At 65.3% G+C, this 26,654-nt stretch carries 23 protein-coding genes; 13 read left to right on the top strand and 10 right to left on the bottom strand.

The genetic code is table 11. The annotated features are described in order from the left end of the window. Positions 1-17 precede the first annotated feature (17 nt). The 9 genes from ppcA (at position 18) to MXC99_RS04505 (ending at position 7,982) form a co-directional block, all read left to right on the top strand. Entirely contained in the window at positions 18-1,475 is a 1,458-nt protein-coding gene (ppcA, locus tag MXC99_RS04465) for a phenylphosphate carboxylase subunit alpha (protein WP_107222439.1), read from the top strand. Between the two features lie 11 nt (positions 1,476-1,486). Next, positions 1,487-1,741: a phenylphosphate carboxylase subunit gamma gene (gene ppcG, locus MXC99_RS04470; protein WP_107221737.1), complete on the top strand. Its 255-nt coding sequence runs from the start codon at positions 1,487-1,489 to the stop codon at positions 1,739-1,741. A 120-nt stretch (positions 1,742-1,861) separates the two neighbouring features. Beyond that, positions 1,862-3,205 (top strand): UbiD family decarboxylase, encoded by a 1,344-nt coding sequence (locus MXC99_RS04475; RefSeq protein ID WP_247724349.1) that lies wholly within the window; start codon positions 1,862-1,864, stop codon positions 3,203-3,205. Between the two features lie 14 nt (positions 3,206-3,219). Next, positions 3,220-3,804 carry a UbiX family flavin prenyltransferase gene (locus MXC99_RS04480; protein ID WP_247724350.1) on the top strand — a complete coding sequence of 195 codons (585 nt, stop codon included), beginning with the start codon at positions 3,220-3,222 and terminating at the stop codon, positions 3,802-3,804. A 10-nt stretch (positions 3,805-3,814) separates the two neighbouring features. Beyond that, complete coding sequence (locus MXC99_RS04485) at positions 3,815-4,246, top strand: CTP-dependent riboflavin kinase (RefSeq protein WP_247724351.1); 432 nt, start codon at positions 3,815-3,817, stop codon at positions 4,244-4,246. Positions 4,247-4,284: 38 nt separating this feature from the next. Continuing rightward, entirely contained in the window at positions 4,285-4,833 is a 549-nt protein-coding gene (locus MXC99_RS04490) for an NUDIX hydrolase (RefSeq protein ID WP_247724352.1), read from the top strand. A 107-nt stretch (positions 4,834-4,940) separates the two neighbouring features. Beyond that, entirely contained in the window at positions 4,941-6,242 is a 1,302-nt protein-coding gene (locus MXC99_RS04495) for a phenylacetate--CoA ligase family protein (RefSeq protein ID WP_247724353.1), read from the top strand. 113 nt (positions 6,243-6,355) lie between these two features. Next, a complete protein-coding gene (locus MXC99_RS04500) occupies positions 6,356-7,285 on the top strand; it encodes a SphA family protein (RefSeq protein ID WP_247724354.1) in 930 nt (309 codons plus the stop codon). Between the two features lie 220 nt (positions 7,286-7,505). After that, positions 7,506-7,982 (top strand): VOC family protein, encoded by a 477-nt coding sequence (locus MXC99_RS04505; RefSeq protein ID WP_247724355.1) that lies wholly within the window; start codon positions 7,506-7,508, stop codon positions 7,980-7,982. Positions 7,983-8,102: 120 nt separating this feature from the next. Here MXC99_RS04505 and MXC99_RS04510 read toward each other — a convergent pair whose 3' ends face one another. From MXC99_RS04510 to scpA, 6 genes are all read right to left on the bottom strand, one after another. Further along, positions 8,103-9,515 carry a KamA family radical SAM protein gene (locus MXC99_RS04510; RefSeq protein ID WP_247724356.1) on the bottom strand — a complete coding sequence of 471 codons (1,413 nt, stop codon included), beginning with the start codon at positions 9,513-9,515 and terminating at the stop codon, positions 8,103-8,105. Between the two features lie 453 nt (positions 9,516-9,968). Continuing rightward, positions 9,969-11,960, bottom strand: coding sequence for an acetyl-CoA carboxylase biotin carboxylase subunit (gene accC, locus MXC99_RS04515; protein ID WP_247724357.1), 1,992 nt, complete (start codon positions 11,958-11,960; stop codon positions 9,969-9,971). Beyond that, entirely contained in the window at positions 11,953-12,075 is a 123-nt protein-coding gene (locus tag MXC99_RS16910) for a hypothetical protein (protein ID WP_282100031.1), read from the bottom strand. The genes accC and MXC99_RS16910 overlap by 8 nt, the downstream gene beginning before the upstream one ends. A gap of 22 nt (positions 12,076-12,097) precedes the next feature. Continuing rightward, positions 12,098-13,630, bottom strand: coding sequence for an acyl-CoA carboxylase subunit beta (locus MXC99_RS04520; RefSeq protein WP_247724358.1), 1,533 nt, complete (start codon positions 13,628-13,630; stop codon positions 12,098-12,100). Positions 13,631-13,685: 55 nt separating this feature from the next. Beyond that, entirely contained in the window at positions 13,686-14,663 is a 978-nt protein-coding gene (gene meaB / locus MXC99_RS04525) for a methylmalonyl Co-A mutase-associated GTPase MeaB (protein WP_432654227.1), read from the bottom strand. Between the two features lie 5 nt (positions 14,664-14,668). Next, on the bottom strand, positions 14,669-16,834 hold the full coding sequence (gene scpA, locus MXC99_RS04530; RefSeq protein ID WP_247724360.1) for a methylmalonyl-CoA mutase: 2,166 nt from the start codon (positions 16,832-16,834) through the stop codon (positions 14,669-14,671). 278 nt (positions 16,835-17,112) lie between these two features. Here scpA and MXC99_RS04535 point away from each other — a divergent pair, with 278 nt between their 5' ends. Then, complete coding sequence (locus tag MXC99_RS04535) at positions 17,113-17,787, top strand: GntR family transcriptional regulator (RefSeq protein ID WP_247724361.1); 675 nt, start codon at positions 17,113-17,115, stop codon at positions 17,785-17,787. Between the two features lie 21 nt (positions 17,788-17,808). Here MXC99_RS04535 and MXC99_RS04540 read toward each other — a convergent pair whose 3' ends face one another. After that, the gene (locus MXC99_RS04540) at positions 17,809-19,119 is read right to left on the bottom strand and encodes a hemolysin family protein (RefSeq protein WP_432654228.1); all 1,311 of its coding nucleotides are present in this window, start codon (positions 19,117-19,119) and stop codon (positions 17,809-17,811) included. A gap of 184 nt (positions 19,120-19,303) precedes the next feature. Between MXC99_RS04540 and MXC99_RS04545 the strand changes: the two genes are divergently transcribed. Beyond that, positions 19,304-19,681, top strand: coding sequence for a PilZ domain-containing protein (locus tag MXC99_RS04545; protein WP_247724363.1), 378 nt, complete (start codon positions 19,304-19,306; stop codon positions 19,679-19,681). Positions 19,682-19,738: 57 nt separating this feature from the next. Here MXC99_RS04545 and MXC99_RS04550 read toward each other — a convergent pair whose 3' ends face one another. Then, on the bottom strand, positions 19,739-21,178 hold the full coding sequence (locus MXC99_RS04550; RefSeq protein ID WP_247724364.1) for a TolC family outer membrane protein: 1,440 nt from the start codon (positions 21,176-21,178) through the stop codon (positions 19,739-19,741). A 219-nt stretch (positions 21,179-21,397) separates the two neighbouring features. On the opposite strand from MXC99_RS04550, the gene MXC99_RS04555 reads away from it, so the two are divergent. Both MXC99_RS04555 and MXC99_RS04560 read left to right on the top strand, forming a co-directional pair. After that, complete coding sequence (locus tag MXC99_RS04555) at positions 21,398-22,114, top strand: transglutaminase-like cysteine peptidase (protein ID WP_348772087.1); 717 nt, start codon at positions 21,398-21,400, stop codon at positions 22,112-22,114. Positions 22,115-22,163: 49 nt separating this feature from the next. Beyond that, the gene (locus tag MXC99_RS04560) at positions 22,164-24,101 is read left to right on the top strand and encodes an EAL domain-containing protein (RefSeq protein ID WP_247724365.1); all 1,938 of its coding nucleotides are present in this window, start codon (positions 22,164-22,166) and stop codon (positions 24,099-24,101) included. A gap of 25 nt (positions 24,102-24,126) precedes the next feature. On the opposite strand, the gene MXC99_RS04565 is transcribed toward MXC99_RS04560, so the two are convergent. Together MXC99_RS04565 and MXC99_RS04570 are read right to left on the bottom strand one after the other, a co-directional pair. Next, positions 24,127-24,456: a hypothetical protein gene (locus MXC99_RS04565; protein ID WP_107221755.1), complete on the bottom strand. Its 330-nt coding sequence runs from the start codon at positions 24,454-24,456 to the stop codon at positions 24,127-24,129. Between the two features lie 124 nt (positions 24,457-24,580). Continuing rightward, positions 24,581-26,654, bottom strand: a 2,074-nt coding sequence (locus tag MXC99_RS04570; protein ID WP_247724366.1) for a type I secretion C-terminal target domain-containing protein, incomplete at its 5' end; no start/stop codon positions are given.

The raw sequence follows: 26,654 nt of genomic DNA on the forward strand, positions 1-26,654 counted from the left end.
TCGACAAGGAGATCGACATGGGAAAGATTTCAGCACCGAAAAACAACCGTGAATTCATCGAGGCATGCGTCAAGTCCGGCGATGCGGTCCGGATCAGACAGGAGGTGGACTGGGACAACGAGGCCGGCGCCATCGTGCGCCGCGCCTGCGAGCTCGCCGAAGCCGCCCCGTTCATGGAGAACATCAAGGACTACCCCGGCTTCAGCTACTTCGGCGCGCCGCTGTCGACCTACCGCCGCATGGCGATCTCGCTCGGCATGGACCCGGCATCGACCTTGCCGCAGATCGGCGCCGAGTACCTCAAACGTACCAACAGCGAGCCCGTGGCGCCGGTGATCGTCGACAAACGGGACGCCCCGTGCAAGGAGAACATCCTGCTCGGCGCCGACGTCGATCTGACCAAGCTGCCGGTGCCGCTCGTCCATGACGGCGACGGCGGCCGCTACGTCGGCACCTGGCACGCGGTGATCACCAAGCACCCGGTGCGCGGCGACGTGAACTGGGGCATGTACCGGCAGATGATGTGGGACGGCCGCACGATGTCGGGCGCCGTGTTCCCGTTCTCGGATCTAGGCAAGGCGCTCACCGAGTACTACCTGCCGCGCGGCGAGGGCTGCCCGTTCGCGACCGCGATCGGCCTGTCGCCGCTCGCCGCGATGGCCGCCTGCGCGCCCTCCCCGATCCCCGAGCCCGAACTCACCGGCATGCTCGCCGGCGAGCCGGTGCGCTTGGTGAAGTGCGAGACCAACGACCTCGAAGTCCCGGCCGATGCCGAGATCATCATCGAGGGCGTGATCCTGCCCGACTACAAGGTCGAGGAAGGCCCGTTCGGCGAATACACCGGCTACCGCACCAGCCCGCGCGACTTCCGCGTCACCTTCCGCGTCGATGCGATCACCTATCGCAACAACGCGACGATGACGATCTCGAACATGGGCGTGCCGCAGGACGAGGGCCAGCTGCTGCGCTCGTTCTCGCTCGGGCTCGAACTCGAGAAGCTGCTGAAGAGCCAGGGCATCCCGGTGACCGGCGTGTACATGCACCCGCGCTCGACCCACCACATGATGATCGTCGGCGTGAAGCCGACCTACGCCGGCATCGCGATGCAGATCGCGCAGCTCGCGTTCGGCTCCAAGCTCGGGCCGTGGTTCCACATGGTGATGGTGGTCGACGACCAGACCGACATCTTCAACTGGGACGAGGTCTATCACGCGTTCTGCACGCGCTGCAATCCGGAGCGCGGCATCCACGTGTTCAAGAACACCACCGGCACCGCCCTCTACCCGCACGCCACCCCGCACGACCGCAAGTACTCGATCGGCTCGCAGGTGCTGTTCGACTGCCTGTGGCCGGTCGATTGGGACAAGACCAACGACGTGCCGACGCTCGTCAGCTTCAAGAACGTCTATCCGAAGGACATCCAGGAAAAGGTCACGAACAACTGGACCGACTACGGCTTCAAGCCGGTGAAATAAGGAGACGCAACATGAACCAGTGGGAAGTATTCGTCATGGACCCGGCGGAACTGCCGGAAGGCAAGCAGCTCGAGCTGAGCGTGCGCACCCTCAACCCCGGGCTGAAGAAATACACCTATCAGCGCGTCAGGGCTGAAGTGTCGCCCGCGCTCGACAAGTTCCCCGACCAGCTCCAGGTCCGCCTCGGGCGCGGCCAGCTGAGCCCCCAGCGCTTCTCGATCCGCATCATCGAGACCGTCCAGCGCATGCCGGCCAAGTACCTGTAGTGACGGCGGACGGCGCCGGGCAAATGCCTCTGCCCGGCACCGGAAGCGCAACCGCCGCCTTTTGTCCGCCCGCGGCAGCGCCGCGGCCGGCACTCAACCCGCTAAAGCATTGGGGGAACGATGGCCTATTCCGATCTGCGTGCCTTCCTCGCCGACCTCGGTGACGACTTGCTGCGCATCCGCGATGAGTTCGACCCGCGCTTCGAAGCTGCAGCCTTGCTGCGCACCCTCCCTGCCGAAGGGCCGGCCGTGCTGTTCGAGAACGTCCGCGCCTACCCCGGCGCACGCATCGCCGGCAACCTGATCGCCAGCCGCAACCGCCTGGCACGCGCGCTCGGCACGACCGCCGACGCGCTGTCGCGGACCTGGCTGGAGCGCAAGGAGCACGGCATTGCACCGATCGAGGCGCAGGGCGCGGCCCCGGTCAAGGAAGTGATCCACCGCCATCCGGATGATCTGCTGTCGCTGCTGCCGGTCCTGACCCACCACGAAAAGGATGCGGCCCCCTTCATCACCACCGGCGTGGTGTTGTGCACCGACCCCGAGACCGGCCGGCGCGGCATGGGCATCCACCGCATGATGGTCAAGGGCGGGCGCCGGCTCGGCATCCTGCTCGCCAATCCACCGATTCCGCATTTCCTCGCCAAGGCCGAAGCGGCCGGCAAGCCGCTCGATGTCGCCATCGCCCTGGGTCTCGAACCTGCGACCCTGCTGTCATCGGTGGTCAAGGTCGGCCCGCGGGTACCCGACAAGATGGCCGCTGCCGGCGCCCTGCGTGGCGAACCGGTCGAGCTGGTGCGCGCCGAAACGGTGGATGTGGACATCCCGGCGCGCGCCGAAATCGTCATCGAAGGACGGATTCTGCCGGGTGTGCGCGAGCTCGAAGGCCCGTTCGGGGAGAACACCGGGCACTATTTTTCCAACCTCAGCCCGGTCATCGAGATCAGCGCGATCGCCCACCGCGACAACTTCATCTATCCGGGCCTGTGCCCGTGGTCGCCCGAGGTCGATGCGCTGCTGTCGCTGGCGGCCGGGGCCGAACTGCTCGGCCAGTTGCAGGGGCTGATCGACGGCGTCGTCGATCTGGAGATGGCCGGCGGCACCAGCGGCTTTTCCGTGGTCGTCGCGGTGCACGGCACGACCCCGGCCGATGTCAGGCGGCTGGTCATGCTCGCACTCAGTCTCGACCGCCGCCTGAAGATGATCACCGTCGTCGACGACGACGTCGACATCCGCGATCCGCGCGAAGTCGCCTGGGCCATGGCGACCCGCTACCAGCCCGCCCGGGATACGGTCGTGATCCACGGCTGCGAAGCCTATGTCATCGATCCTTCGGCGACCGGTGACAGCGCATCGAAAGTCGGCTTCATCGCCACCCGTGCCAGCGGCACGGGTTCGGACCGCATCACCCTGCCGCCGGCAGCGCTCGCGAAGGCGCGCGCCATCATCGCCAGGCTGCATTGAACAGGGAGCAAGCCATGAGAATCGTCGTCGGAATGTCCGGTGCCAGCGGTGCGATCTACGGCATCCGGATCCTCGAGACACTACAGCGCATCGGTGTCGAAACCGACCTGGTGATGTCGGATTCGGCCAAGCGGACCATCGCCTACGAAACGGACTATTCGGTCAGCGACATGAAGGGGCTCGCGACCTGCGTCCATGACATCAATGATGTCGGGGCGTCGATCGCGAGCGGCTCGTTCCGCCATGCCGGCATGATCATCGCGCCCTGTTCGATCAAGACCCTGTCCGCAGTCGCCAACTCGTTCAACACGAATCTGCTGATCCGCGCCGCCGACGTCGCGTTGAAGGAGCGGCGCAAGCTCGTGCTGATGCTGCGCGAGACGCCGCTGCACCTGGGCCACCTGCGCCTGATGACCCAGGCCACGGAGAACGGTGCGGTCCTCCTCCCACCCCTGCCCGCGTTCTACCACCGCCCCAAGACGCTCGACGACATCATCAACCAGTCGGTGACGAAAGTGCTCGACCAGTTCGATCTCGATGTCGATCTCTTCGGACGGTGGACGGGCAACGAAGAACGCGAACTGGCGAAATCCCGATAGGACGCTTCCGATGCCCCAGATCCCCCTTCCCCTGTCGCTCGAAGGCGTCGTCTGCACGGGACTCGGTGCAGGCGCGCAGTTCACCACCCTCGACTGGGTGGTCGAGGAATGCCGGGAAAAACTCGGCTTCATCCCCTGGCCCGGCACCTTCAACGTGAGGACACAGGGCGCGCTTGCGGGCGTGGATCGCGCCCGTCTCCTGCGCTCGGGATACAGCATCCGCATCCGGCCGGCGCCCGGCTACTGTGCCGCGGAATGCCTCGTGGTCAACATCGCGGGGCGGATCTCCGGCGCGGTGCTGTTCCCGGATGTGCCCGACTACCCGGGCGGCCAGCTCGAAATCATCGCCCCGGTGCCGGTGCGAAGAACCCTCGGCCTCGATGACGGCGACCGGGTCAACCTCTCCATCGGCATCAGCACCTCCCTTTTCTGCCGGGCCTGAACAACCGGCCGCCGGCAAACGTCAGCAAGGAGATTCACATGGCACCGAAGTTCTGCCCGCAATGCGGCACCGCCCTGGTCCTGGCGACGATCCATGGACGCGAACGTGAGACCTGTCCGGCCTGTGGCGAAACCTTCTTCCACAAGCCCGCGCCCGTCGTGCTGGCGGTGATCGAGCACGCCGGGCAACTCGTGCTGATCCGCCGCAAGCTCGATCCGCTCGCCAGCTACTGGGCACCGCCGGGGGGCTACGTCGAGCGCGGCGAATCGCTCGAAGACGCGGTCGTACGCGAGGCACGCGAGGAAAGCGGGCTCGAGGTCGTCGTCGATGAACTGATCGGCGTGTACTCGCAGGCCGACGTGCGTGCGGTGATCCTCGCCTACCGCGCGCACTCGACCGGCGGCGAACCGGTCGCCGGCGACGACGCCGGCGAGATCTGCCTCGTGTCCCCGGGCCAGCTGCCGGTGCAGCGCCCGCCGCAGAGCGGCATACCGATCGAACACTGGTTCTTCGACGTCATCCAGGAAGTCACCGCCCCCTGGAGATGGGGGCACCGGCACCGCGCGAGAAAAATTCATTTCAGATAACCGGGAACCCCCCGAGACAGGAATACCTGCACTGCTGGATGAAGCTCGCCTCCCCCCTGAAATCCTTTTTGATTTGAACCTCCTTTCAACCCACCGGGACCACTGCCATGTCGTATTTCGATCAAGCCACTGAGACCCTCCCGCGCGAACGGATCGCCGCGCTGCAATTACAGAAGCTGCAGGCGATGATGAACGAGCTGTGGGGCAGGAACCGCTTCTACACCAACAAGTGGAAAACCGCCGGCGTCGAACCGGGTGACATCCGGACGCTCGACGATCTCGCCCGCCTGCCGCTGACGACCAAGTCGGAGCTGATGGAAGATCAGGCCACGAACGGACCGTTCGGTTCGAACCTGACCTATCCGCTCGAAGCCTATGTCCGCCTGCACCAGACTTCCGGCACCACCGGCGTGCCGCTGAAGGTTTTCGACACCGCCGAGTCATGGGACTGGTTCGGACGCTGCTGGGCGCATGTGCTGGCCGGCGCCGGCGTGACCGCTTCCGACCGGGTCTTCCTGGCCTTTTCCTTCGGACCTTTCATCGGCTTCTGGTCGGCGCTGGAAGGCGCACGCAAACTCGGCGCCGTCCTGATTCCCGGCGGCGGACGCGACTCCCAGCAGCGCCTCGAGCTGATGCGCGACACCGGCGCCAGCGTGCTGTGCTGCACGCCGACGTATGCGCTCCGGCTCGCCGAGGTGGCGCGTGAAGTCGGTTTCGACCTGAGTTCGATCCCGATGCGCGCCACGGTGCATGCCGGTGAGCCCGGCGCAAGCATTCCCGCGACCAAGCGCCGCATCGAGGACGCCTGGTCGTCGAAATGCTTCGACCACGCCGGGGCATCGGAAATCGGCGCCTATTCCTTCGAGTGCGAACATCAGCCCGGCGGCACCCACCTGATCGAAAGCGAGTTCATCGCCGAGGTCATCGACCCGGCCACAGGCAAGGCCGTCCCTCCCGGACAGCGCGGTGAGCTGGTGATCACCAACCTCGGGCGCTGGGGCTTTCCGGTGCTGCGCTACCGCACCGGCGACCTGGTCGAAGTGAATCACGCCCCGTGCGACTGCGGACGCGGCTTCCTGCGCTTCGAAGGCGGGATTCTCGGCCGTGCCGACGACATGATCACCGTGCGCGGAGTCAACGTTTACCCCTCCGGGGTCGAGAACATTATCCGCAAGTTCACCGAAGTCGATGAGTTCCGCATCAAGGTCAGCCGCGTGCGCCAGATGGATGAGATGGATGTGGAAATCGAGCTGTGCGAAGGCGCCGATCCGGAAGTCGTGCATGCCATCGCCGAAAAGCTGGACACCATGCTCGCCTTCCGCCCGCGCGTCCATCACGTCGGGCGCAACGTCCTGCCGCGCTTCGACATGAAGGCCCGGCGCTTCCACGTGAATCGCGAAACTTCGTAATCCCTCCGGGCCATGGCAGGGAGCAGCCCCCTCATCCCGCCATGCAGCCCGAACCGTCCGGGGCAAACCACCAAACCAGAACAACGAAGCACAACACAGTGAGGAGGAAACAGATGGGGATCAAGCAGATTGCAGTCGCAGCAGTACTTTCAGGACTTGCTGCCGCAGGCGCCAGCGCAAAGGAAGGCGGCGACCAGTATCCGAACGGAGGCGAAAACTGGCTGGTCGGCGCAATGCCGCCCCCCGGTGACTACTTCCTGAACTACGCCGGTTATTACGATGGAGAACTGCGCGACGGCAGCGGCGACAAGGTCCCTGGCGCTTCGGTGACAGCCTGGTTCGACGCGCTGCGCTACGTCAAGGTCACCGACAAGCAGATCCTCGGCGGCCACTGGGCGATGCACATGATCGTGCCCATCGTGCACCAGAAGCTGAGTCTCGGCGGCGGCAGCAAGACCGTGACCGGCCTGGGCGACATCGTGTTTTCCCCTCTGGCCATCGCCTGGCATGCCGGCAACTGGCACTGGGTCGCCGTGCTCGACATCTATGCACCAACCGGGAAGTACAAGTCGGGCGAACCGCGCAAGAGCATCGGTGCCAATTACTGGAGCATCGAGCCGGTCTTCGCCGTCACTTGGCTTTCGCCGCAGGGCTGGGAAGTGACGGGCAAGTTCATGTACAACTTCAAGGCGGAGAACAAGGATTTCCGGCCCGCTCCCGGTGCGCCGAAGATGGATTACGACTCCGGCGACGAATTCCACATGGATTTCCTCGTCGGCAAGCGCTTCGGCCCCTGGGGCGTCGGGGTCTCGGGCTATTATGTGAAACAAACCACGGACGACAAGCTGGACGGAAAGTCGATTTCATCGGCTCTCGGCCCGTGGTCGACCGGGCGCAGGGGAGAAGCTTTCGCTGCCGGGCCGAGCGTCAGTTACACGACCAAGACAGGCACCCAGTTCATTGCGCAATGGCAGCACGAAATCGAAGCCGACAACCGCTTCCGAGGTGACAAGGCGTGGTTCAAGCTGGTGACTTCGTTCTGATCGGCGACTCAAACTTCTCGAGAGCGCCGCCCGGCATGACACCCCACCGCGTTTGGGGCGCCATGCCGGGCCTGGCGCCGTAGATGGCCGATCGCCGCCTCTCCGGCATTGCCCGGGCACTCGGTCCAGCGCAAGCACCCGACGGGCAAGGCTGGATCTCGATGCTCCACCCGCTTGTGTTTATAATTATGAATTCTTTATCACAAGCATCGGAGCAGCCATGACCCCACGCCCTTTCAAGATCCTCGGTATCCAGCAGATCGCCATCGGCGGCCCGAACAAGGAGCGGCTCAAGGCCTTGTGGGTGGACATGCTCGGGCTGGCAGTCACGGGCAACTTCGTCTCCGAGCGCGAGAACGTCGATGAGGACATCTGCGCAATCGGCAGCGGGCCGTTCAAGGTCGAAGTGGATCTGATGCAGCCGCTGGATGCGGAGAAGAAGCCGGCGGTGCACACCACGCCGCTCAATCACGTCGGCCTGTGGGTGGACGACCTGGCGCAGGCGGTGGACTGGCTCAGCGCCAACGGCGTGCGCTTCGCCCCGGGGGGCATCCGTCGCGGTGCAGCGGGGTACGACATCACCTTCGTGCACCCGAAAAGCAACGACGCCTTCCCCATCGGCGGGGAAGGCGTGTTGATCGAGCTGGTGCAGGCGCCGCCCGAAGTGGTGGCGGCGTTTGCCCGCATGGCGGGCTGAGGCGGGCTCACCTGCGCGTCACCGTCCGCCCGGGATCGGGGCGGGGACGGAGCCGCCCAGGAAGCCGCGAACCGGCGGGCAGCAGAGCAGCGGGTGGGGCCGCTGCCGGGTGCCGCCACTTCAGTCGGCGTGGCCGAGCCGGTCTTCGCGGATCGCTTTGTACTCGTCCTGCCAGAACCACTTTTCCTCGCCGAAGGCGGGAACGAGCTGGTCCAGCCAGGTCGCCTTGTCGTCGAACCTGGCGAAGAACGGGCGCTGCACCCAGTCCGGGTTGCGCCCCTGGATGAAGCGCAGGACGAAGACTTTTTCGCCGGCGATCTCGGCGACGCCCTGGATCTCGACCTTGCCCGGGCTGGCGCTCATGCTCGGACCGCGCGCAGTGCGGGCGAGGCCGGAGACCTGCTGCATAGCCTCGCGGTAGATTTCCCAGGCGCGTACCAGCGGCACTTCGAAGTAGTTGCGCGCACCGGTGTCGCGCTCGACGAACATGTAGTAGGGCACCAGGCCGAGCTTCACTTCCAGCTTCCACAGCTTCGCCCATACCGCGGGGTCGTCGTTGATGTGCGCGACCAGCGGCCCCTGGGCGCGGATCACCGCGCCGGTGCCGCGGATGCGGCGGATCGCGGCCTGCGCGGCCTCGGTGTCGAGTTCCTTCCAGTGGTTGTAGTGCGCCATCAGGGCGACGTGCTTGCCGGCCTCGACGAGTTGGGTCAGCAGGCGGATCAGGTCGTCGGCGTCCTCCGCGCCGAGGAAGCGGTGCGGCCAGAAAGTGAGCGCCTTGGAACCGATGCGGATGGTCTGGACGTGGTCGAACTCGGGCTGCAGCAGGGGCTCGAGAAAGTCGCGCAGGTGGCGCGTCTTCATCACCATCGGGTCGCCACCGGTGACCAGCAGGTCGGTGACTTCGGGGTGGCGGCGCAGGTAGCCGTGCAGCTCGATGGCTTCGGACGAGCAGATGCGCAGCTCCTTGTCGCCGACGAACTGCGCCCAGCGGAAGCAGAAGCTGCAGTAGCTGTGGCAGGTCTGCCCCTGGGTGGGGAAGAACAGCACCGTCTCGCGGTACTTGTGCTGCATGCCTTCGAGACGCTTGCCGTGCTCGTCGCGCGGCATGTTCATTTCCATCTGGTCGGCCGGATGCGGGTTCAGCGCATGGCGCACTTCACCCACCGCCCGCTCCAGTTCGGCCTTGTCGGCGCCACCGCGGATCAGGCCGGCGATGCGATCGTAGTGCTCGGGCGCGAGCATCCCGCGCTGCGGGAAAGTGAGCTGGAAGATCGGGTCGTCGGGAACCTTGCTCCAGTCGATCAGTTCGTCGATGACGTACTGGTTGACACGGAAGGGCAACACCGAAGACACCACCTTCATCTCGAAGCGCTGTTCGGGCGACAGCCTGGCCAGCGGGGCGATGCGCTCGAGGTCGCGCTGGGTGTACACCTTGAAGGGGACGGGGTCGAAAAAGTCGACGCCTGCGGGGGGGATCTGCGCGAGAGGCTGGGTGTGATGGGGCTGGAGAGCCTGCACTTGAGCGCTCATGGGATGTCCTCCTGGTGTGGTCTTGTGGGTTTTGCAGGGGCGCGCGGTTACGGCGCCCACAAGCCTGCGCCCGGACACGGAAAAACCACGTCTGGCAGTCGGCAGGGAAAACGGAGCAGACCCGGAATGATCGTGAAAACGGCTGGATGCCAGCCTCGGGTCCTGTTTATTCACGCTCCCGCGAGTGCGGCGAGCAGATTGACGATCTGCATCATATGCGACGAAATACTTTTGTGCAAATGTGACAGGCTGTGCGGAGTGAAGTTCCACGGTGCCGGGCCCCCCTCCCAAACAGCTCCGCAGCCGTCGAGACCGGCACTCGATCGAGCGCGTCCACCCTACCCGATGCACATCGAAAAAAAGGCCTGCTTGCGCAGGCCTTCCGCCGACAGGCGCCCGGGCACATGGCCCGGACCTCCCTCCCCATCGATCAAAACCGTTCCACGGCGGCGATCACTCGAACTCGATGATGACCTCGTCCACCGACAGGCTGGCCCCCGGGCGGGCGACGATCTTTTTGACCTTGCCGTCCTGCTCGGCCTTGAGCACGTTCTCCATCTTCATCGCCTCGATGGTCGCGAGCTTCTCGCCCGCCTTCACCTCCTGCCCCTCGGCGACCGCGACTTCGCGTAGCAGGCCGGGCATCGGCGACAGCAGAAACTTCGACAGGTCGGGCGGCAGCTTCTCGGGCATCAGCGCGAGCAGGCGCGCGGCGCGCGGGGTCATCACCATCGGCTCGACCTGAAGGCCGAAATGGGCGATGCGATAGCGCAGGCCGCGGCGCTCGATCTGCAGGCAGATGGGCGCGCCGTTGACGGTGCCGGTAAACAGCAGGTCGCCGAAGGTCCATGCGGAAACAATGGCGTAGGTACGCCCTTCGTGGATGACCTCCAGCCCGCCTGCGAGCGGCCGGGTGCTCACCGGGTACTGCCGGCCGGCCATCACCACCACCCACTCGCGCGAGACTTTGCGCCCGTGCCCGGCAAGCTGGCCTTCGATCTGGGTCGCGCGCTCGATGTAACGCACCCGGGCGAAGGTGGCGACCGCAGCGAGCAGCACCGGGTCGTCGTGCGGCACCATCGAGGCGTCGAAGCCCCGTGGATATTCCTCGGCGATGAAGCCGGTGTTGAAATACCCCGAGCAGAAGCGCGGGTGCTGCAGCAGCGCGGCCTGGAACGGAATGTTGGAGCTGATGCCGCGGATCACGAAGGCGTTGAGCGCGTCGCGCATGCGCTCGATGGCCTGCTCGCGGGTGGCGCCATGGACGATGAGCTTGGCGATCATCGAGTCGTAGAACATTGAGATCTCGCCGCCTTCATAGACGCCGGTGTCGACGCGCACCTGGCCTTCGACTTCCTGCGGCGCCTGGAACTTCACCAGCCGCCCGGTGGAGGGCAGGAAGCCACGGAACGGGTCTTCGGCATTGATGCGGCATTCCATCGACCAGCCGTCGATCTTCACCTCGGTCTGGCTGATCGGCAGCTTCTCGCCGGCGGCGACGCGGATCATCTGCTCGACGAGGTCCAGCCCGGTGATGAGTTCGGTGACCGGATGCTCGACCTGAAGGCGGGTGTTCATCTCGAGGAAGTAGAACTCCTTGGTCGCACCGCTGACGACGAACTCGACCGTACCGGCCGACTCGTAGTTCACCGCGCGCGCCAGCGCCACCGCCTGCTCGCCCATCGCGCGGCGCATCGCGGGATCGACGAAGGGGCTCGGCGCCTCCTCGATGACCTTCTGGTGGCGGCGCTGGATCGAGCAGTCGCGCTCGTTCAGGTACACGTAGTTGCCGTGGGCATCGCCCAGCACCTGGATCTCGATGTGGCGCGGTTCGAGCACGTACTTCTCGATGAACACGCGGTCGTCGCCGAACGAGGCCTTCGCCTCATTCACGCACGACGAGAAACCTTCGAAAGCTTCCTGATCGTTGAACGCGACGCGCAGGCCCTTGCCGCCGCCGCCGGCGGAGGCCTTGATCATCACCGGGTAGCCGATCTTCTTCGCGATCTCGACCGCCTCGGCCGGGCCGGCGATCGCGTCGTTATAGCCGGGAATGGTGTTCACGCCGGCTTCGATCGCAAGCTTCTTCGACTCGATCTTGTCGCCCATCTTGGCCACCGAGTAGTGCTTCGGGCCGATGAACTTGATGCCCTCCTCTTCCAGGCGGCGCGAGAACTCGGCGTTCTCCGACAGGAAGCCGTAGCCCGGATGGACCGCTTCGGCGCCGGTCTGCTTGCAGGCGGCGATGATCTTGTCCATCACCAGATAGGACTCTTTCGACGGCGCCGGGCCGATGCACACCGCCTCGTCGGCCAGTTCGACGAAGAGCGCGTCCTGGTCGGCCTCGGAATGCACGGCGACGGTGGCGATGCCCATCTTGCGGGCGGTCTTGATGACCCGGCAGGCGATTTCACCGCGGTTTGCGATCAGTATCTTCTTAAACATGCGCCACCTCCGCGGTGAAATCGCAGCGTGCTTCGCCCGCCAGGCGATTTGACTTCGTCGCTGCGCCGCTGCGCGGCTGGTCCCCGCGGTTGGCAATCAGGATTTTCTTGAACATGTGGATATTCCTCGTGCGCGGATCAGAGCGGAAGGTTGCCGTGCTTGCGCCACGGGTTGTCGAGCTGCTTGTCCTTGAGCATCGCCAGCGAGCGGCACACGCGCTTGCGCGTCTCGTGCGGCATGATCACGTCGTCGATGAAGCCGCGCGCGCCGGCGACGAAGGGGTTGGCGAAGCGGCGCTTGTACTCGGCCTCGCGCTCGGCGAGCTTGGCGGGGTCGTTCTTTTCCTCGCGGAAAATGATCTCCACCGCGCCTTTCGGCCCCATCACCGCGATCTCGGCGGTCGGCCAGGCGAAGTTGACGTCGCCGCGCAGGTGCTTCGAGCTCATCACGTCGTAGGCGCCGCCGTAGGCCTTGCGCGTGATCACGGTGACCTTCGGCACGGTGCATTCGGCATAGGCGTAGAGCAGCTTGGCGCCGTGCTTGATGATGCCGCCGTATTCCTGGGCGGTGCCGGGCATGAAGCCGGGCACGTCCACCAGAGTGACGACCGGGATGTTGAAGGCGTCGCAGAAGCGCACGAAGCGCGCCGCCTTGATCGAGCTCTTGATGTCGAGGCAGCCGGCGAGCACCAGCGGCTGGTTGGCGACGATGCCGACCGGCGCGCCTTCCATGCGGGCGAAGCCGATGACGATGTTCCTGGCGTAGTCGGGCTGGAGTTCGAAGAAGTCGCCATCGTCGACCATCTTGACGATCAGCTCCTTCATGTCATAGGGCTGGTTGGGGTTGCCCGGCACCAGGGTGTCAAGCGAGTGGTCGAGACGTTCGGCGGGATCCTCCGCCGGCAGCACGGGGGGCTTCTCGCGGTTGCTCGCGGGGATGAAGCCGACCAGGCGGCGGGTCATCATCAGCGCCTCGACGTCGTTCTCGAAGGCGAGGTCGGCAACGCCGGACTTGGTGGTGTGAGTCATCGCCCCGCCCAGTTCCTCGGCGCTGACCTCCTCGTGGGTCACCGTCTTCACCACTTCGGGGCCGGTGACGAACATGTAGGACGAATCCTTGACCATGAAGATGAAATCGGTCATCGCCGGGCTGTACACCGCGCCACCGGCGCACGGCCCCATGATCAGCGAGATCTGCGGCACCACGCCGGAAGCGAGCGCATTGCGCTGGAACACGTCGGCGTAGCCGCCGAGCGAGGCCACCCCTTCCTGGATGCGCGCGCCGCCGGAATCGTTGAGCCCGATCACCGGCGCACCGACCTTCATCGCGTGGTCCATGACCTTGCAGATCTTCTCCGCGTGGGTCTCGGACAGCGAGCCGCCGAACACGGTGAAGTCCTGCGAGAACACGAACACGAGGCGGCCGTTGATGGTGCCGTAGCCGGTCACCACGCCGTCGCCCGGGGTGTGCTCGGCGTCCATGCCGAAGTCGGTGCAGCGGTGCTCCTTGAACATGTCCCACTCTTCGAAGCTGCCGTCGTCGAGCAGCAACTCGATGCGCTCGCGCGCGCTGAGCTTGCCCTTGGCATGCTGGGCATCGATGCGCTTCTGGCCGCCGCCGAGGCGGGCCTTGCCGCGCTTTTCTTCCAACTGGCGAATGATGTCGTGCATGGAGAGTCTCCTGTCGGATCGTTCCGCCCGGCCGTGTGTGGCGGGGCGGCCTGTTTCAAGCCTGGACGTAGCCGAGCAGGCGCAGCGCGGCGGCCGAAGGCGTGGTCGCGCCCTCCTCCACCGCGCGGGCGAGCCCGGGCAATTCGTGCTTCACCTGCGGATGGGTGCGGAAGCGGCTGCGCAGCCCCGCATCGATCAGTTCCCACATCCACGCCAGGGCCTGGTGGCGGCGTCTGGCGTCGAATTCACCGGAGGCGGTGAGCGCCCGGCGGTAATCGCTCACCGCCTGCCAGAATTCGGCGATGCCTTCCTTCTTCAGCGCCGACAGCGTCAGCACCGGCACCGTCCAGTTCGGGCTCGCCGGGCGCAGCATGTGCAGCGCGGTCTTGATCTGGGCCTTCGCCCGCATCGCCGCCGCCGGATCGAGGTCGGCCTTGTTGATCACGATCAGGTCGGCCAGCTCCATGATCCCCTTCTTGATCGCCTGCAGGTCGTCGCCGGCGTTGGGCAGCTGGAGCAGGCAGAAGAGGTCGGTCATGCCCGCCACCGCGGTCTCGCTCTGGCCGACACCAACGGTCTCGACGATGAGCACGTCGAAACCGGCGGCCTCGCACACCAGCATCGTCTCGCGCGTTTTCTCCGCCACCCCGCCGAGCGAACCGGCCGACGGGCTGGGACGGATGAACGCGGCCGGATTCTGCGAGAGCCGTTCCATGCGCGTTTTGTCGCCGAGGATCGAGCCCCCCGTCAGCGACGAGGACGGATCGACCGCCAGCACCGCAACGCGCAGGCCCTGTTCGATCAGGTACAGGCCGAGCGCTTCGATGAAGGTCGACTTGCCCACCCCCGGCACGCCCGAGATGCCCACCCGCATCGCCCCGCCCGTGTGCGGCAACAGCGCTTCGAGCACGCCCTGCGCACGCGCCTTGTGGTCTTCGCGCTGCGACTCGATCAGGGTGATGGCCTTGGCGAGCGGGCGCAGCTGGCGCGCGAGCACACCGTCGACCAGTGCCCGATCGTTCGCATCCAGCATCGTCATCAGGCCTTGGCGCGCGCCGCGCGGATCTGCTTGAGCACTTCGCGCGCCGCGACCGGAATCGGCGTGCCCGGGCCGAAGATGCCTTTCGCCCCGGCCGCGGACAGCGCCTCGTAGTCCTGCGCCGGAATCACGCCGCCGACGAAGGTGATGATGTCCTCGGCGCCGAGCCGCTTCAATTCGTTGATCACCGCCGGCACCAGGGTCTTGTGGCCGGCGGCGAGGCTGGAGCAGCCCACCGCATGGACGTCGTTCTCGACCGCATGGCGGGCGGCTTCTTCCGGGGTCTGGAAAAGCGGGCCGATGTCGATGTCGAAGCCGAGGTCGGCGAAGGCCGAGGCCACCACCTTCGCGCCGCGGTCGTGGCCGTCCTGGCCGAGCTTGGCGATCATGATGCGCGGGCGACGGCCCTCTTCGGCAACGAAGGCTTCGATGTCGGCCTTCAGTTCCTTCCAGTCGGCATCGTTTTCCACGACGGCTCCATACACGCCGGACACGGCTTGGGGGTTGGCACGGTAACGGCCGAAGACCTTCTCCAGCGCGTCGGACACTTCGCCGACGGTCGCACGCAGGCGCACCGCCTTCACCGCAAGGTCGAGCAGGTTGCCCTCATTGGTCTCGGCGCACTTCGTCAGCGCGTCGAGCGCGGCCTGCACCGCGGCGCCGTCGCGCGTGGCGCGGATCTTCTGCAGGCGGGCGATCTGCGCGTCGCGCACCGCATGGTTGTCGATATCGAGGATGTCGATCGGATCCTCCTTGGCCAGCTTGTACTTGTTCACGCCGACGATCACGTCCTTGCCCGAGTCGATGCGCGCCTGCTTGTCGGCGGCGCACTCCTCGACTTTCATCTTGGCCCAGCCCGACTCGACCGCGCGGGTCATGCCGCCCATCGCCTCGATTTCCTCGATCAGGCTCCAGGCCTTGTCGGCCATATCCTGGGTGAGCTTTTCCATCATGTAGGAGCCGGCCCACGGATCGACGACGTTACAGATGTGCGTCTCTTCCTGGATGATGATCTGGGTGTTGCGCGCGATCCGCGCCGAGAACTCGGTGGGCAGCGCGATCGCTTCGTCGAGCGCATTGGTATGCAGCGACTGGGTGCCGCCGAACACCGCGGCCATCGCCTCGATCGTCGTGCGCACGACGTTGTTGTACGGATCCTGCTCGGTCAGCGACCAGCCCGAGGTCTGCGAGTGCGTGCGCAGCATCATCGACTTCGCGCTCTTCGGGTTGAACTGCTTCATGATCCGCCACCACAGCAGGCGCGCGGCGCGCATCTTGGCGATCTCGAGGTAGAAGTTCATCCCCACCGCCCAGAAGAAAGACAGGCGGCCAGCGAAGGTGTCGACATCCATCCCCGACCGGATGCCGGTGCGCACGTACTCCATGCCGTCGGCCAGGGTGAACGCGAGTTCGATCGCCTGGTTCGCCCCCGCTTCCTGGATGTGATAGCCGGAAATCGAGATCGAGTTGAACTTCGGCATGTGCTGCGCCGTGTACCCGAAGATGTCGGCGATGATCTTCATCGACGGCGTCGGCGGATAGATGTAGGTGTTGCGGACCATGAACTCCTTGAGGATGTCGTTCTGGATGGTCCCGGAGAGCTTGTCCTGGCTCACGCCCTGCTCTTCGGCAGCGACGATGTAGCCGGCGAGGATCGGCAGCACCGCGCCGTTCATCGTCATCGACACCGACACCTTGTCGAGCGGAATCTCGTTGAAGAGGATCTTCATGTCCTCGACCGAGTCGATCGCCACGCCCGCCTTGCCGACGTCGCCGGTGACGCGCGGATGGTCCGAATCGTAGCCGCGATGGGTGGCGAGGTCGAACGCCACCGACACGCCCTGGCCGCCGGCGGCGAGCGCCTTGCGGTAGAAGGCGTTGGACTCTTCCGCGGTGGAAAAGCCGGCGTACTGGCGGATCGTCCACGGCTTGACCGCGTACATCGTCGGCTGCGGCCCGCGCAGGAAGGGCTCGAAGCCGGGCAGGGTGTCGGCGTGCGCCAGCGCGGCGGTATCTGCCCGGGTGTACAGCGGCTTGACCGTCAGCCCTTCGGGCGTGATCCAGTTCAGCTGCGCGAGATCACCGCCAGGCGCCTGCCTGGCAGCGGCCTTTTTCCAGGCCTCGAGATCGGGCTGGGGGTAAATCGGCTCGTTGGCGTTCGACATGGGAAACCTCTTGGATGCGACGGCTCGGTACTGTCCTCGGGCCACGGCAGGCCGGAGCGCTGCAGGAGGACGCGCACGACGGCCAGGACGCTGCGGCACGCGCTGGGACTTGATTTGTTCGGCTCCGACAATAATACTTTATCCATAATTATGGATGCAATAGGGTAAAATACCCGGCAGGCTGCGGTGCCTCGACTGGAGGCTCGTGCCATTCCCATCCATTCCCATCCATTCCCATCCATTCCCGAACCCACCGCAGCGACCCCCGCAGACCCGACATGAAGCCGTCCCGCATCGCCCCCATGGCGCTCTACCAGGAAGTGGCCGAACGCCTCCGCCAGCGCATCTTCTCACACGAACTGCCCCCCGGAACCTGGGTGGACGAGCAGGCGCTGGCCGAACAGTACGGCATTTCGCGCACGCCGCTGCGCGAAGCGCTCAAGGTGCTGGCGTCCGAAGGCCTGGTGACGCTCAAGCCGCGCCGCGGCTGCTACGTCACCGAGATCTCCGAGCGCGACCTCGACGAGGTCTTCAGCGTGATGTCGATGCTCGAAGGCGAATGCGCCCGGGTTTCGGCGGCACACGCCAGCGACACCGAGCTCGACCGCCTGCGCACCATTCACGCCGGCCTGGAGCAGGCTGCGGCCGAGAAGGACATCGACGGCTTCTTCGAAGCCAACCAGGCCTTCCACCTCGCCCTGCAGGAAATCGCCGACAACCGCTGGCTGCTCCATGTGATCGAGGATCTGCGCAAGGTGATCAAGCTGTCGCGCCATCATTCGCTGTTCTCCGAAGGCCGGCTGGAGCAGTCGCTGGCCGAGCACCGCGGCATTCTCGACGCCCTGCTCGCGCGCGACGCCAACCGCGCCGAACAGCGGATGCGCGCCCACATCCTCAGTGGCCGCGCGGCGTTGGCGCGCATCGCCGACGCCCGGGTTCCCGCCCGCACCTGAGCGGCGCGCCCCGTCCCCGCTTCAGCCCGCGCTCGCAGCCGGCGCCGCAGGCGGGTTCTCGCGTGTCACCAGCACCTGGTCGATGCGGTAGTTGTCGATGTCGACCACCTCGAACTTGTAGCCGGCATAGACGACGAAGTCGGTGCGCTTGGGCACCTTGCGCAGGCGGTACATCAGGAAGCCGGCCACGGTCTCGTAGTTCTGGAAGCCCTCGAAGACCTCGATGTCGAGCGCCTGCATGACGTCCTCGATCGGAGTGACACCGTCGATCAGCCAGGAGTGGTCATCGCGGCGCACGATCAGCTCTTCCTGGAAAGGGCTCACCAGGTCGCCCATCACCGTGCTCATGACGTCCTGCAGCGACAGCAAGCCCACCACCAGGGCGTACTCGTTGATCACCAGGGCGAAATCCTCCTTCGCGTCGCGGAAGCGCTCCAGCGCCTCGAACAGGCTCAGCGTGTCGGGCAGCATCAGCACCTTGCGCACGATCGGCTGGGTGCGCAGCGACAGGTTCTTGCCGTGCACGATCCGCGGCAGGATGTCCTTCGCATCGACGTAGCCGATCACGCTGTCGATGCCGTCCTCGCACACCGGAAACTTGCCATGGGGATGCTCGGCGATCTTGCGCCGGATGCTCTCCTCGGACTCGGACAGGGTCAGGAAGACGATGCTCTCGCGCGAAGTCATCGCCGAAGGCACGATGCGCGAATCGAGCTCGAACACGTTGCTGATCAGGTGCTGCTCCTGGCGCAGCAGGGCGCCGGCCTGGGCTCCGGCATCGGCCATCGCGACGATGTCGGCCGGGGTGATGTCCTCGGTGCGCACGCTGGGGATGCGCAGCAGGCGGAAAATGCGGTCGGCAAGACCGTTGAACACCCACACCAGCGGCGCCAACAGCCACATGCAGGCCTGCATCGGCCGCACCAGCCCCACCGCGACACGCTCGGGCTGCACCATCGCCAGGCGTTTGGGCATCAGGTCGGCGAACAGCACGAACAGCGCGGTGACGAAGCTGAACGACAGCACGAAGCTCGCCGTTCCCAGCGCCGGCCCGTCATACACCGGGCGCAGCAGCGCGGCGACGTAAGGTGACAAAGCCTGCTCGCCGACGATGCCGCCGAGGATCGCAACCGCGTTGAGGCCGATCTGCACCACGGTGAAGAAGTTGCCCGGGCTGTCCTGCAACGCGAGCACGCGCTGAGCGTTGACATGGCCGCCTTCGGCCATCAGGCGCAGCTTGATCTTGCGCGAGGCGGCGAGGGAAATCTCCGACATCGAGAAAAACGCGCTCGCCGCGATCAGCGCCAGGATGATGAGCAGGTTGTCGAGCAGCACGATCGCTCCTTCGGAATGGGGCTCCGCCGGGCGGGAAAACCAGCGCGGGAAGGCGCTTCCAGTCTATCACTGCAGCATGAAAGGGCCGCTCCACTCCAATACGGACGGGTAATCCGCTGCCGAATCGGGCAAAATCCGGCCTCGCCCGATCCATTCCCAGACCGCCGTTTCGGAGTCCGCCATGAGCACCCAGCACCGCCGCCTGAACGCACGCGTCCCCTTCGTCGAAGGCGCCAGCCTTCAATTGAACCGGGATCGTCTCCAATGCACCGTCCACAACTTGTCGCTGAAAGGCGCCCTGCTCCTGTGCGAACACGACCTCCAGGCGAAGGCGGGCGATCTGGCCGAACTGGGACTGGAGCTGAGCGGCGGTCAGGCCGTCGTCAGGATGAAGGGCACGGTGGCGCACGTCGAGCACGCCAGCGACGGCACGCGGATCGGCCTCGCCTGCCAGGAGATCGACCTCGATTCGATCACCCACCTGCGCCGCCTGCTCGAACTCAACCTGGGCGACCCCGCACTGCTCGAGCGCGAGCTGGCGGCGATGCTGCGAGGCTGAAAAGCCCTGGGCGACGAAGGCCGGTCGCTCGCCCTTCGTCGCCCAGGGCAGCGTCGATCAGCGCCCTGCGGCGCGCATCGCTTCGGCAAACACGGCTTCCTTGTCGATCTGCAGTTGCGTCGGCGCATCGGGCGGGCAGACGGACGCGGGATCGATCCCGGCGCGCTCCTGCCCCGCTTCCGCCGCGGTCGGTAAGCCCTCGCGCGCCACCTTGAGTGCCGTCGTCAGGCGGCTCATTTCGGTCAGCGTGCGCGCCTGGGCGATGATCCGGTCGTAGACCGCCCGCACGTAGGCACGGCGCGCCTCGAAGTACTCGTTTTCGGTATCGAGCAGGTCGAGCAGGGTCCGCTGGCCGATGTCGAACTGTTGCCGATAGGCTTCGCGCGTCTTTTCGGTGGAAAGCTGGTGCTGGTCGAGGTAGATCAGTTGCTCCTTGATCCGATTGACGTCGTTGTAGGCGATCGAAAGCGTCTGGCGGATGTCGCGGCAGACCTTCTCGCGCAGATCCTTGCTCTGGTTCGCCGCCTCGGCCGCCTGGCGCAGGCGCGCCTGGTCCGCCCCACCCCGCGTCAGGTTGTAGGTCAGCACCAACTCGACGACGCTATCGCGCGATTCTCCACTGACGCCGTCCAGATTGTGGTCGAAGGACTGGCGCGCGCGCAGGTCGAGGCGAGGATGAAAAACTGCCCGGCGCGATTCGACTCCGCGCTGGGCGGCGGCGACATCCTCGACTGCGGCATTGAGCGTAGCACTGGTGTCGAACGCCTCGCGCAGCGCATCTTCGACCGTGGGCGGGAGCCCGCCGGCGGCGATCGAGTCGCCGATCAGGGGCAGGTTTTCAGGGGCTTCCACACCAACGATGCGCAGATAACGGGCGCTGACGTCATGCAGGTTGGAGACTTCGGTCAACAGGTTGGACTCGGCCAGCGCGAGCCGCCCGGTCGCCTGCTCGAGGTCGACGCCACGCCCGACACCCGCGGCGGTGCGCCCCGAGATCTGGTCGAAGACCTGCTTGTGCCGCACGTAGTTGTCCTGGGCGAGCTTGACCAGTTCACGGTAGCGCAGCACATCGCTGTAGACACGGACCACTTCCATCGAAGTGCGCTCGGCCGCGTCTACCAGTTCGTAGTAGCGCACCAGCTTCGCATGGCCGAAGCGTGCCACCTCGTTGCGGGTAAAAAATCCGTCATAGACCATCTGGTTCAGCGCCAGCGTGGCGTTGCGGTGGTTGTAGCTTTCCGTTTTCGGGTCGCGGTTCGGCCGGGTCTGGCGTTCGTGCCCGACCCCGGCGATCAGGTCGACCTGGGGAAAATAGCCGCCGCGCACGGCCAACTGGTCTTGTTCCGAAGCGAGAAAGGCGTGCCAGCGCGCCTGTACTTCGGGGTTGGCGGTAACGGCCATCCGTGCCGCATCCTGGAGCGCTTCCGGAACCTGCGCATGGGCTTGGGGCAGGGTACCCAGGACGGCAAGGGCGATCAGCGTTCGAATCTTTTTCATTATGAACCTCGACGAGTTGGAGACCATGACAGTACGACGTCACACACACCGGGCTTCCGCCTTTCACCGAAGAAGGAAGAAGCCTGCACGCCAAGCACTCGAGGCGCCCAGCGCCCGAAAAACGCGAGCGGAAAGCACTGAAAAGACACCTGCTGTTTTACGCGGACCGGATGCCGCCTTTTGGATTAACCTTAGCACATGATTTTTACGCAGGATACGATGTCCGCCTACAGGGTACAGCCCTTCGGTTCCTGGCCGGTTTCCCCCGCCCGGCGCTCTTTTCCAGTTCGTTGGGCGCTGCTCGTATTCCTCGGGGTGCTGCTCGGCTCGGTGCTGGCCGCCTCCGATCTCGACCGGATGCAACGCCTGGCGGCATCGCGCTACGGAGCGGCCGCCGCCGAATCGGTCGCGGCATGGCGACGCCTGATGGCGGAAGCCGCGGATTCCAATGAAATCGAGAAGCTCGCCCGCGTGAATACTTTTTTCAACCGGAAAATCCGTTTCGAAGACGATATCGTGGTGTGGGGTGAACAAGATCACTGGGCTTCACCGCTCGAATTGATGGGCAAAGGCGCAGGGGATTGCGAGGATTTCTCGATCGCCAAGTACATGAGCCTGCGCCTGCTCGGCGTTCCCGCCGAGCGCCTGCGCCTGATCTACGTGCGGGCGCAGATCGGCGGGGCACAAAGCGGCATCAGCCAGGCCCACATGGTGGTGGGCTACTTCCCGGCTCCCGCCGACGAGCCGCTGGTGCTCGACAACCTGATCAACGACATCCGCCCCGCCGCTCGCCGCCCGGACTTGTTCCCGGTGTTCAGCTTCAACAGCGAAGGCCTCTGGGTCGGCGGCGCCAGTGCCTCCGCGGCCGACCCCACCGCCCGCCTGTCGCGCTGGCGCAGCGTGCTCGAGCGGATGCGCGACGAGGGCCTGCACTGATGGCCCGCCTCGAAGGACACCATCCCATGCCGCACGCCCAGGAGGCTCCATGTCGCTGATCAAGCAACTCTGGATCGGCATCGCCATCGTCATGTCGATCGCCTTCGGCGCGAGCTTCGTGGTGAGTACGCTATCGGCACGGCATTACCTCGAGCAGCAGCTCTACGTGAAGAACCTCGACAACGCCGGCTCCCTCGCCCTGTCGCTGTCGCAGATGCCGAAGGACGCGGTCACGGTGGAGTTGCAGATCGCTGCCCAATTCGACGCCGGACACTACCGCCTGATCCGGCTGGTGGCGCCGTCCGGGGAGGTCATCGTCGAGCGCGAATACGCCGATGAGCGTTTCGGCGCCCCCGGGTGGTTCGCTCGCCTGGTCCCGATCCGGGCCCAACCCGGCATCGCCCAGGTGCAGGACGGCTGGCGCCAGTTCGGCACCCTGACCCTGGAGAGCCACAGCCGTTACGCCTACGAGTCGCTATGGCAGGGCACGCTTCAGCTGCTGGCCTGGTTCGTCGCCGGCGCCGTACTCACCGGCCTGGTCGGCACCATGCTGATCAAGCACATCACCCGCCCGCTCGGGCGCGTCGTCGACCAGGCCGAGGCCATCGGCGAGCGGCGCTTCATCACCATCGATGAACCGTCGACCACCGAATTCCGCAGCGTGGTCCGCGCCATGAATGCGCTCTCCGAACGGGTGCGCACGATGCTGGCCGGCGAGTCGCGGCGCCTCGAAGCACTGCGCCGCCAGGCTCATCACGACGAACTCACCGGGCTCGTCAATCGTAGCCAGTTCCTGAACCTGGTCGATGCGGCGCTGTCGCGCGAGGACGCGGCCGCTGGCGGCAGCCTGATGATGGTCCGGCTGGGCGATCTCGGCCAGTTGAACCGGCAGTTCGGGCACCAGGAAACCGACCGTTTGCTGCGCGAGCTCGCCGCCTGCGTTCAGGCCGTAGCCGATGCCCACCCGGGCTGGGAAGCCGGCCGCCTCAATGCCAGCGACTTCGCCCTCCTCGCCCCGGGGCAGGGAGATCCGGACGCAGTCGTGCATCCGCTTGCCGAACAGCTGCATGCCCTGCGCGAACGATGGCGGGACAGCGCTTCGCTGCGGCTACCGATCGGTGCTGCAGCCTATTACCCCAACGAACGGCACGGCAACCTGCTCGCCCGCACCGACGCCGCCCTCGCTGCAGCCGAACTCACCGACGATGATGCGGCCAGCATTGCACCGCCGTCGATCGGCGCCCCCTTGCACAGCAATCTCGACGACTGGCGCCAAACCATCCTCGGTGCGCTCGAAGAACACGGCGTCCGCCTGGCCCTCTACCCCGTCGTGGCGACCGGCGCTCCGGAGGGAAGATTGCTCCATCACGAAGCGCCGATGCGCCTGTTCATCGATGGCAACTGGCAGAATGCCGGCTACTTCATGCCCCAGGCCGCGCGCCTGGGGCTGCTCGGTCGGCTCGACGGCGCCGTCCTTGCCGGAGCCCTCGGCCGGATCGCTCGCGACGGCACCCCGCTCGGCATCAACCTGTCGGCCGAAGCACTGTGTGACCCGGCCTTCCGGAGCCTGTTGCTCGACGAGCTACAGGCCCAGCCGAACGCCGCACGCAAGCTCTGGATCGAGTTCACCGAGCACGACATCGTCCGCCACCAATCCGAATTCAATTCGCTTTGTGCTGCCCTGAAGCCACTCGGCTGCAAGCTGGGCATCGAGCACGTCGGCCGCCGTTTCAGCCAGATCAGCGGCCTCCACGCGCTCGGCATCGACTATCTCAAGATCAATCGCGCGCTGGTCCGCGGCATCGAGGCCGACATCGGCAACCAGTCCTTCCTACGCGGCTTGTGCACCGTGGCGCACGCGATCGGGCTGATCGTCATTGCAGAGGGCGTCAGCACGGAAGACGAGCGGGAGGCGCTTTCCGGACTGGGAGTGGATGGCGTGACCGGGCCGCTTCTGGGCAATGACAGGATGGCGCCGCCCGAGTAACGCCGTTCGCCCGCGGCGCGAACCTTCAGATCATGTCGTTATCTTCATCGAGGAGCGACAACCCGATCCTGACCGAAGCCCGGGCGCTTTTCCTCTCTTCAAGCTTCATCCGCGCCGCAGCGGGGAGATCCGTAAATCGGATCACCCCCCTGTCCACAAGCAGCTCGATCAGATCCTCGAGCACACGCGAAAGGGTCAGGTCGGACTCGAACAGTTCACTCTTCGAGTCACGCAGAATCTTTTCGAACAGTTCCCGTTCCGCACCATTGCCGGCGCCCAACTCCCAGCCCGAGCCATCATCTTCAAGGCTGACCGCGATCAGGCGGCCTTCCGCGTCGCGTTTTACATAGACCATACGATTGTTCCAAAGGGCGCAGCGGAAACGTTCCCCACGGGGCGGAAACACGCCACACAACGACAGGAGGAAGCCGGTACCGGCTTCCTCCTGCCAGGCCGGATGCTGTATCCCGGCATCGAGATCAGCTCTTCAACTGCCCGTCGGCAATCATCCGGTTGAGAATATCCGCCTCCGTCCATCCGGCATCCAGTTCGAGGGCACTGGCCAGTTCGGCCGTACTGGCGTAGTTCTCGAACACGATCGCCTGCGTGGTTTCGAAAGTTCCACCCCCGTCATGGTCGACCAGCAAGGCCAGCTTGCCTTCCATGGAGCCGAAGCTCAGGTAGGACGAGAGCGAATCCCCCGCATCATCGGGCAGGAGATCCCGCAGGTCGAGGACATCGCCGTCTTCCACATCGAAATCGACTCTGTCGATCGCGGGCGAATCCGCCGTTCCCTGATCACCAAGACTCCACACAAAGACGTCACTGTCCGCATCGGCATCAGGTTCGGCACCTCCGAACATGGCGCTACCGACGACTCCGCCTTCAGTATCCGGCTGATTCTGGAACGTCAGGACGATATCGCCATCGACCTGATCGCCATCGGCGTCCTCTGCGGTAAAGGTCAACTCCACCAACTGGGGAGGCGCATCCTCCAGCACATAAGTTTCGAGCCCCTGAATTTTCACCTCGCCACCCGACATGGCCACTTCCAGGGTATCGAAATATTTTCCCGACTCGGCGGTGATCACGAGATACGTATCGCCGCCGACGCTTTCGATCGAATATCCTCCGACATGGGGAGAGCCATCCTGATAAGTCCCCATCACCTGGAAGCTGTCTCCCGCCCCATACTGGAACAGCTCGAACCGTACCGCATAGGCAAGATTGGCTTCGCCGTCACTGCCGGCCGCATCGAAGTCGAAGACAAACCGTTCGCCATCGTTGAACACGTTGTTCTGAATCCCAAGCCCGGCACCGCTCGGATTCACGTCGGACAACGCACCGTCCTTGTAGCCGGTGATCGAAACCACCAGATCCTTGCTCGCATCGAGCACATTCGTCAGCGATCCGTCGTCATACCAGTAATAGGTCGATTTCGGCCCGCCGCCCGAGCTGACCGTGGCGTCGTCCAGATTGAGGGAGCTCAAATCGAGCGGCGCCAGGCTGTTGAACGAATAAGTGCCATCCGCATTCGCCCTGACAGTGAAAACCGGCTCTCCTTCCGTCGTCTCGGCAACAAGCAGGGTCTGCCCGTCTTCATAACTGAAGACGACGGCCCGCCCGCCCGATGTCAGACCCAAACCATTGAGCGTACTCAGGGATGTAGTCCATTGCGTCCCCGAAGCACCGCCTGTATCCGCACCGATGAAAGCCAGTTGCCCATCAAAGCTCACCGGCGGAATATTGAGAACCACGGCATCGGTTCCGGCCTCGAGCGGGCTGTCATCCTCGACCGTGATCGTCAGTGCCGCCGTCTGTGCGGAATTGGCGCCATCGGACAGCCTGACGTCGATATCGAAGCTCAAATCGTCCTCGACATTCACTCCCAAGTGCTCGAGCGGTTTCAGCAGCTCGACGCTATACGCGATGGTGGGATTGTTGGTATCGACGACTTGGGTTCCGCCATTCAGGACGATCCGGATGAGATCTTCTCCACCGCTCTGGCCTACGACGATAGCCTCGTTGCCGCCTTCATGACTCCAGACGATGGCCGTGTTCCCGAGCGAACCGGGCAACCCGTCGGTCAACAACGCCACCGTCAAGGCAGCTGCACCGTTGCTCGAATAATCGATCGATCCGCTCCGGACGGCGAGGTTGGTCGTATCGTCCATCCCTACCAAGTCCGCCAAGCCGCCGGGCAAACCTTCTTCGGACACTGCAAGTGCGCTTGGATTGATCGTCGGCACCACGTCGTTGTCGATGATCGTCGCCGTCGCCGTGTCGCTGTAGGTGTCGCCCAGGCTCGAGAGCGTCCCCGTCAGGGTGAAGGTCTCGTTGTTCTCGTCGACCAGGTCATCGACCGTGTCGGTGCGCACCAGCAGCGCGCTGTCGCCCGCGCCCACCGCGATCGGCCCGCTCACCGCCTGCCACGTCGTGCCCCCGTCCGTGCTGTATTCGAAGAACGCTTCGTGGTAGTCCGCATCGATCGCCGTGCCGTCGGCCAGCGCCAGGCTCACCGTGCTGCCCGCCCCGGCGTTGGTCACCGTCACC

This window comes from Thauera aromatica (assembly GCF_023093595.1).
In the GTDB taxonomy this organism is placed as follows: domain Bacteria; phylum Pseudomonadota; class Gammaproteobacteria; order Burkholderiales; family Rhodocyclaceae; genus Thauera; species Thauera aromatica_A.

Excerpts from the sequence above, each read along its gene's own strand:
- meaB (WP_432654227.1), bottom strand. The coding sequence starts at position 14,663 with ATGCTGGATGCGAACGATCGGGCACTGGTCGACGGTGTGCTCGCGCGC.
- MXC99_RS04475 (WP_247724349.1), top strand. The coding sequence starts at position 1,862 with ATGGCCTATTCCGATCTGCGTGCCTTCCTCGCCGACCTCGGTGACGAC.
- MXC99_RS04565 (WP_107221755.1), bottom strand. The coding sequence starts at position 24,456 with ATGGTCTATGTAAAACGCGACGCGGAAGGCCGCCTGATCGCGGTCAGC.
- scpA (WP_247724360.1), bottom strand. The coding sequence starts at position 16,834 with ATGTCGAACGCCAACGAGCCGATTTACCCCCAGCCCGATCTCGAGGCC.
- MXC99_RS04560 (WP_247724365.1), top strand. The coding sequence starts at position 22,164 with ATGTCGCTGATCAAGCAACTCTGGATCGGCATCGCCATCGTCATGTCG.
- MXC99_RS16910 (WP_282100031.1), bottom strand. The coding sequence starts at position 12,075 with ATGTTCAAGAAAATCCTGATTGCCAACCGCGGGGACCAGCCGCGCAGC.
- MXC99_RS04505 (WP_247724355.1), top strand. The coding sequence starts at position 7,506 with ATGACCCCACGCCCTTTCAAGATCCTCGGTATCCAGCAGATCGCCATC.
- MXC99_RS04485 (WP_247724351.1), top strand. The coding sequence starts at position 3,815 with ATGCCCCAGATCCCCCTTCCCCTGTCGCTCGAAGGCGTCGTCTGCACG.
- MXC99_RS04535 (WP_247724361.1), top strand. The coding sequence starts at position 17,113 with ATGAAGCCGTCCCGCATCGCCCCCATGGCGCTCTACCAGGAAGTGGCC.
- MXC99_RS04545 (WP_247724363.1), top strand. The coding sequence starts at position 19,304 with ATGAGCACCCAGCACCGCCGCCTGAACGCACGCGTCCCCTTCGTCGAA.
- MXC99_RS04555 (WP_348772087.1), top strand. The coding sequence starts at position 21,398 with ATGTCCGCCTACAGGGTACAGCCCTTCGGTTCCTGGCCGGTTTCCCCC.
- MXC99_RS04510 (WP_247724356.1), bottom strand. The coding sequence starts at position 9,515 with ATGAGCGCTCAAGTGCAGGCTCTCCAGCCCCATCACACCCAGCCTCTC.
- MXC99_RS04550 (WP_247724364.1), bottom strand. The coding sequence starts at position 21,178 with ATGAAAAAGATTCGAACGCTGATCGCCCTTGCCGTCCTGGGTACCCTG.
- MXC99_RS04480 (WP_247724350.1), top strand. The coding sequence starts at position 3,220 with ATGAGAATCGTCGTCGGAATGTCCGGTGCCAGCGGTGCGATCTACGGC.
- MXC99_RS04490 (WP_247724352.1), top strand. The coding sequence starts at position 4,285 with ATGGCACCGAAGTTCTGCCCGCAATGCGGCACCGCCCTGGTCCTGGCG.
- ppcA (WP_107222439.1), top strand. The coding sequence starts at position 18 with ATGGGAAAGATTTCAGCACCGAAAAACAACCGTGAATTCATCGAGGCA.
- MXC99_RS04520 (WP_247724358.1), bottom strand. The coding sequence starts at position 13,630 with ATGCACGACATCATTCGCCAGTTGGAAGAAAAGCGCGGCAAGGCCCGC.
- ppcG (WP_107221737.1), top strand. The coding sequence starts at position 1,487 with ATGAACCAGTGGGAAGTATTCGTCATGGACCCGGCGGAACTGCCGGAA.
- MXC99_RS04500 (WP_247724354.1), top strand. The coding sequence starts at position 6,356 with ATGGGGATCAAGCAGATTGCAGTCGCAGCAGTACTTTCAGGACTTGCT.
- MXC99_RS04495 (WP_247724353.1), top strand. The coding sequence starts at position 4,941 with ATGTCGTATTTCGATCAAGCCACTGAGACCCTCCCGCGCGAACGGATC.
- accC (WP_247724357.1), bottom strand. The coding sequence starts at position 11,960 with ATGTTTAAGAAGATACTGATCGCAAACCGCGGTGAAATCGCCTGCCGG.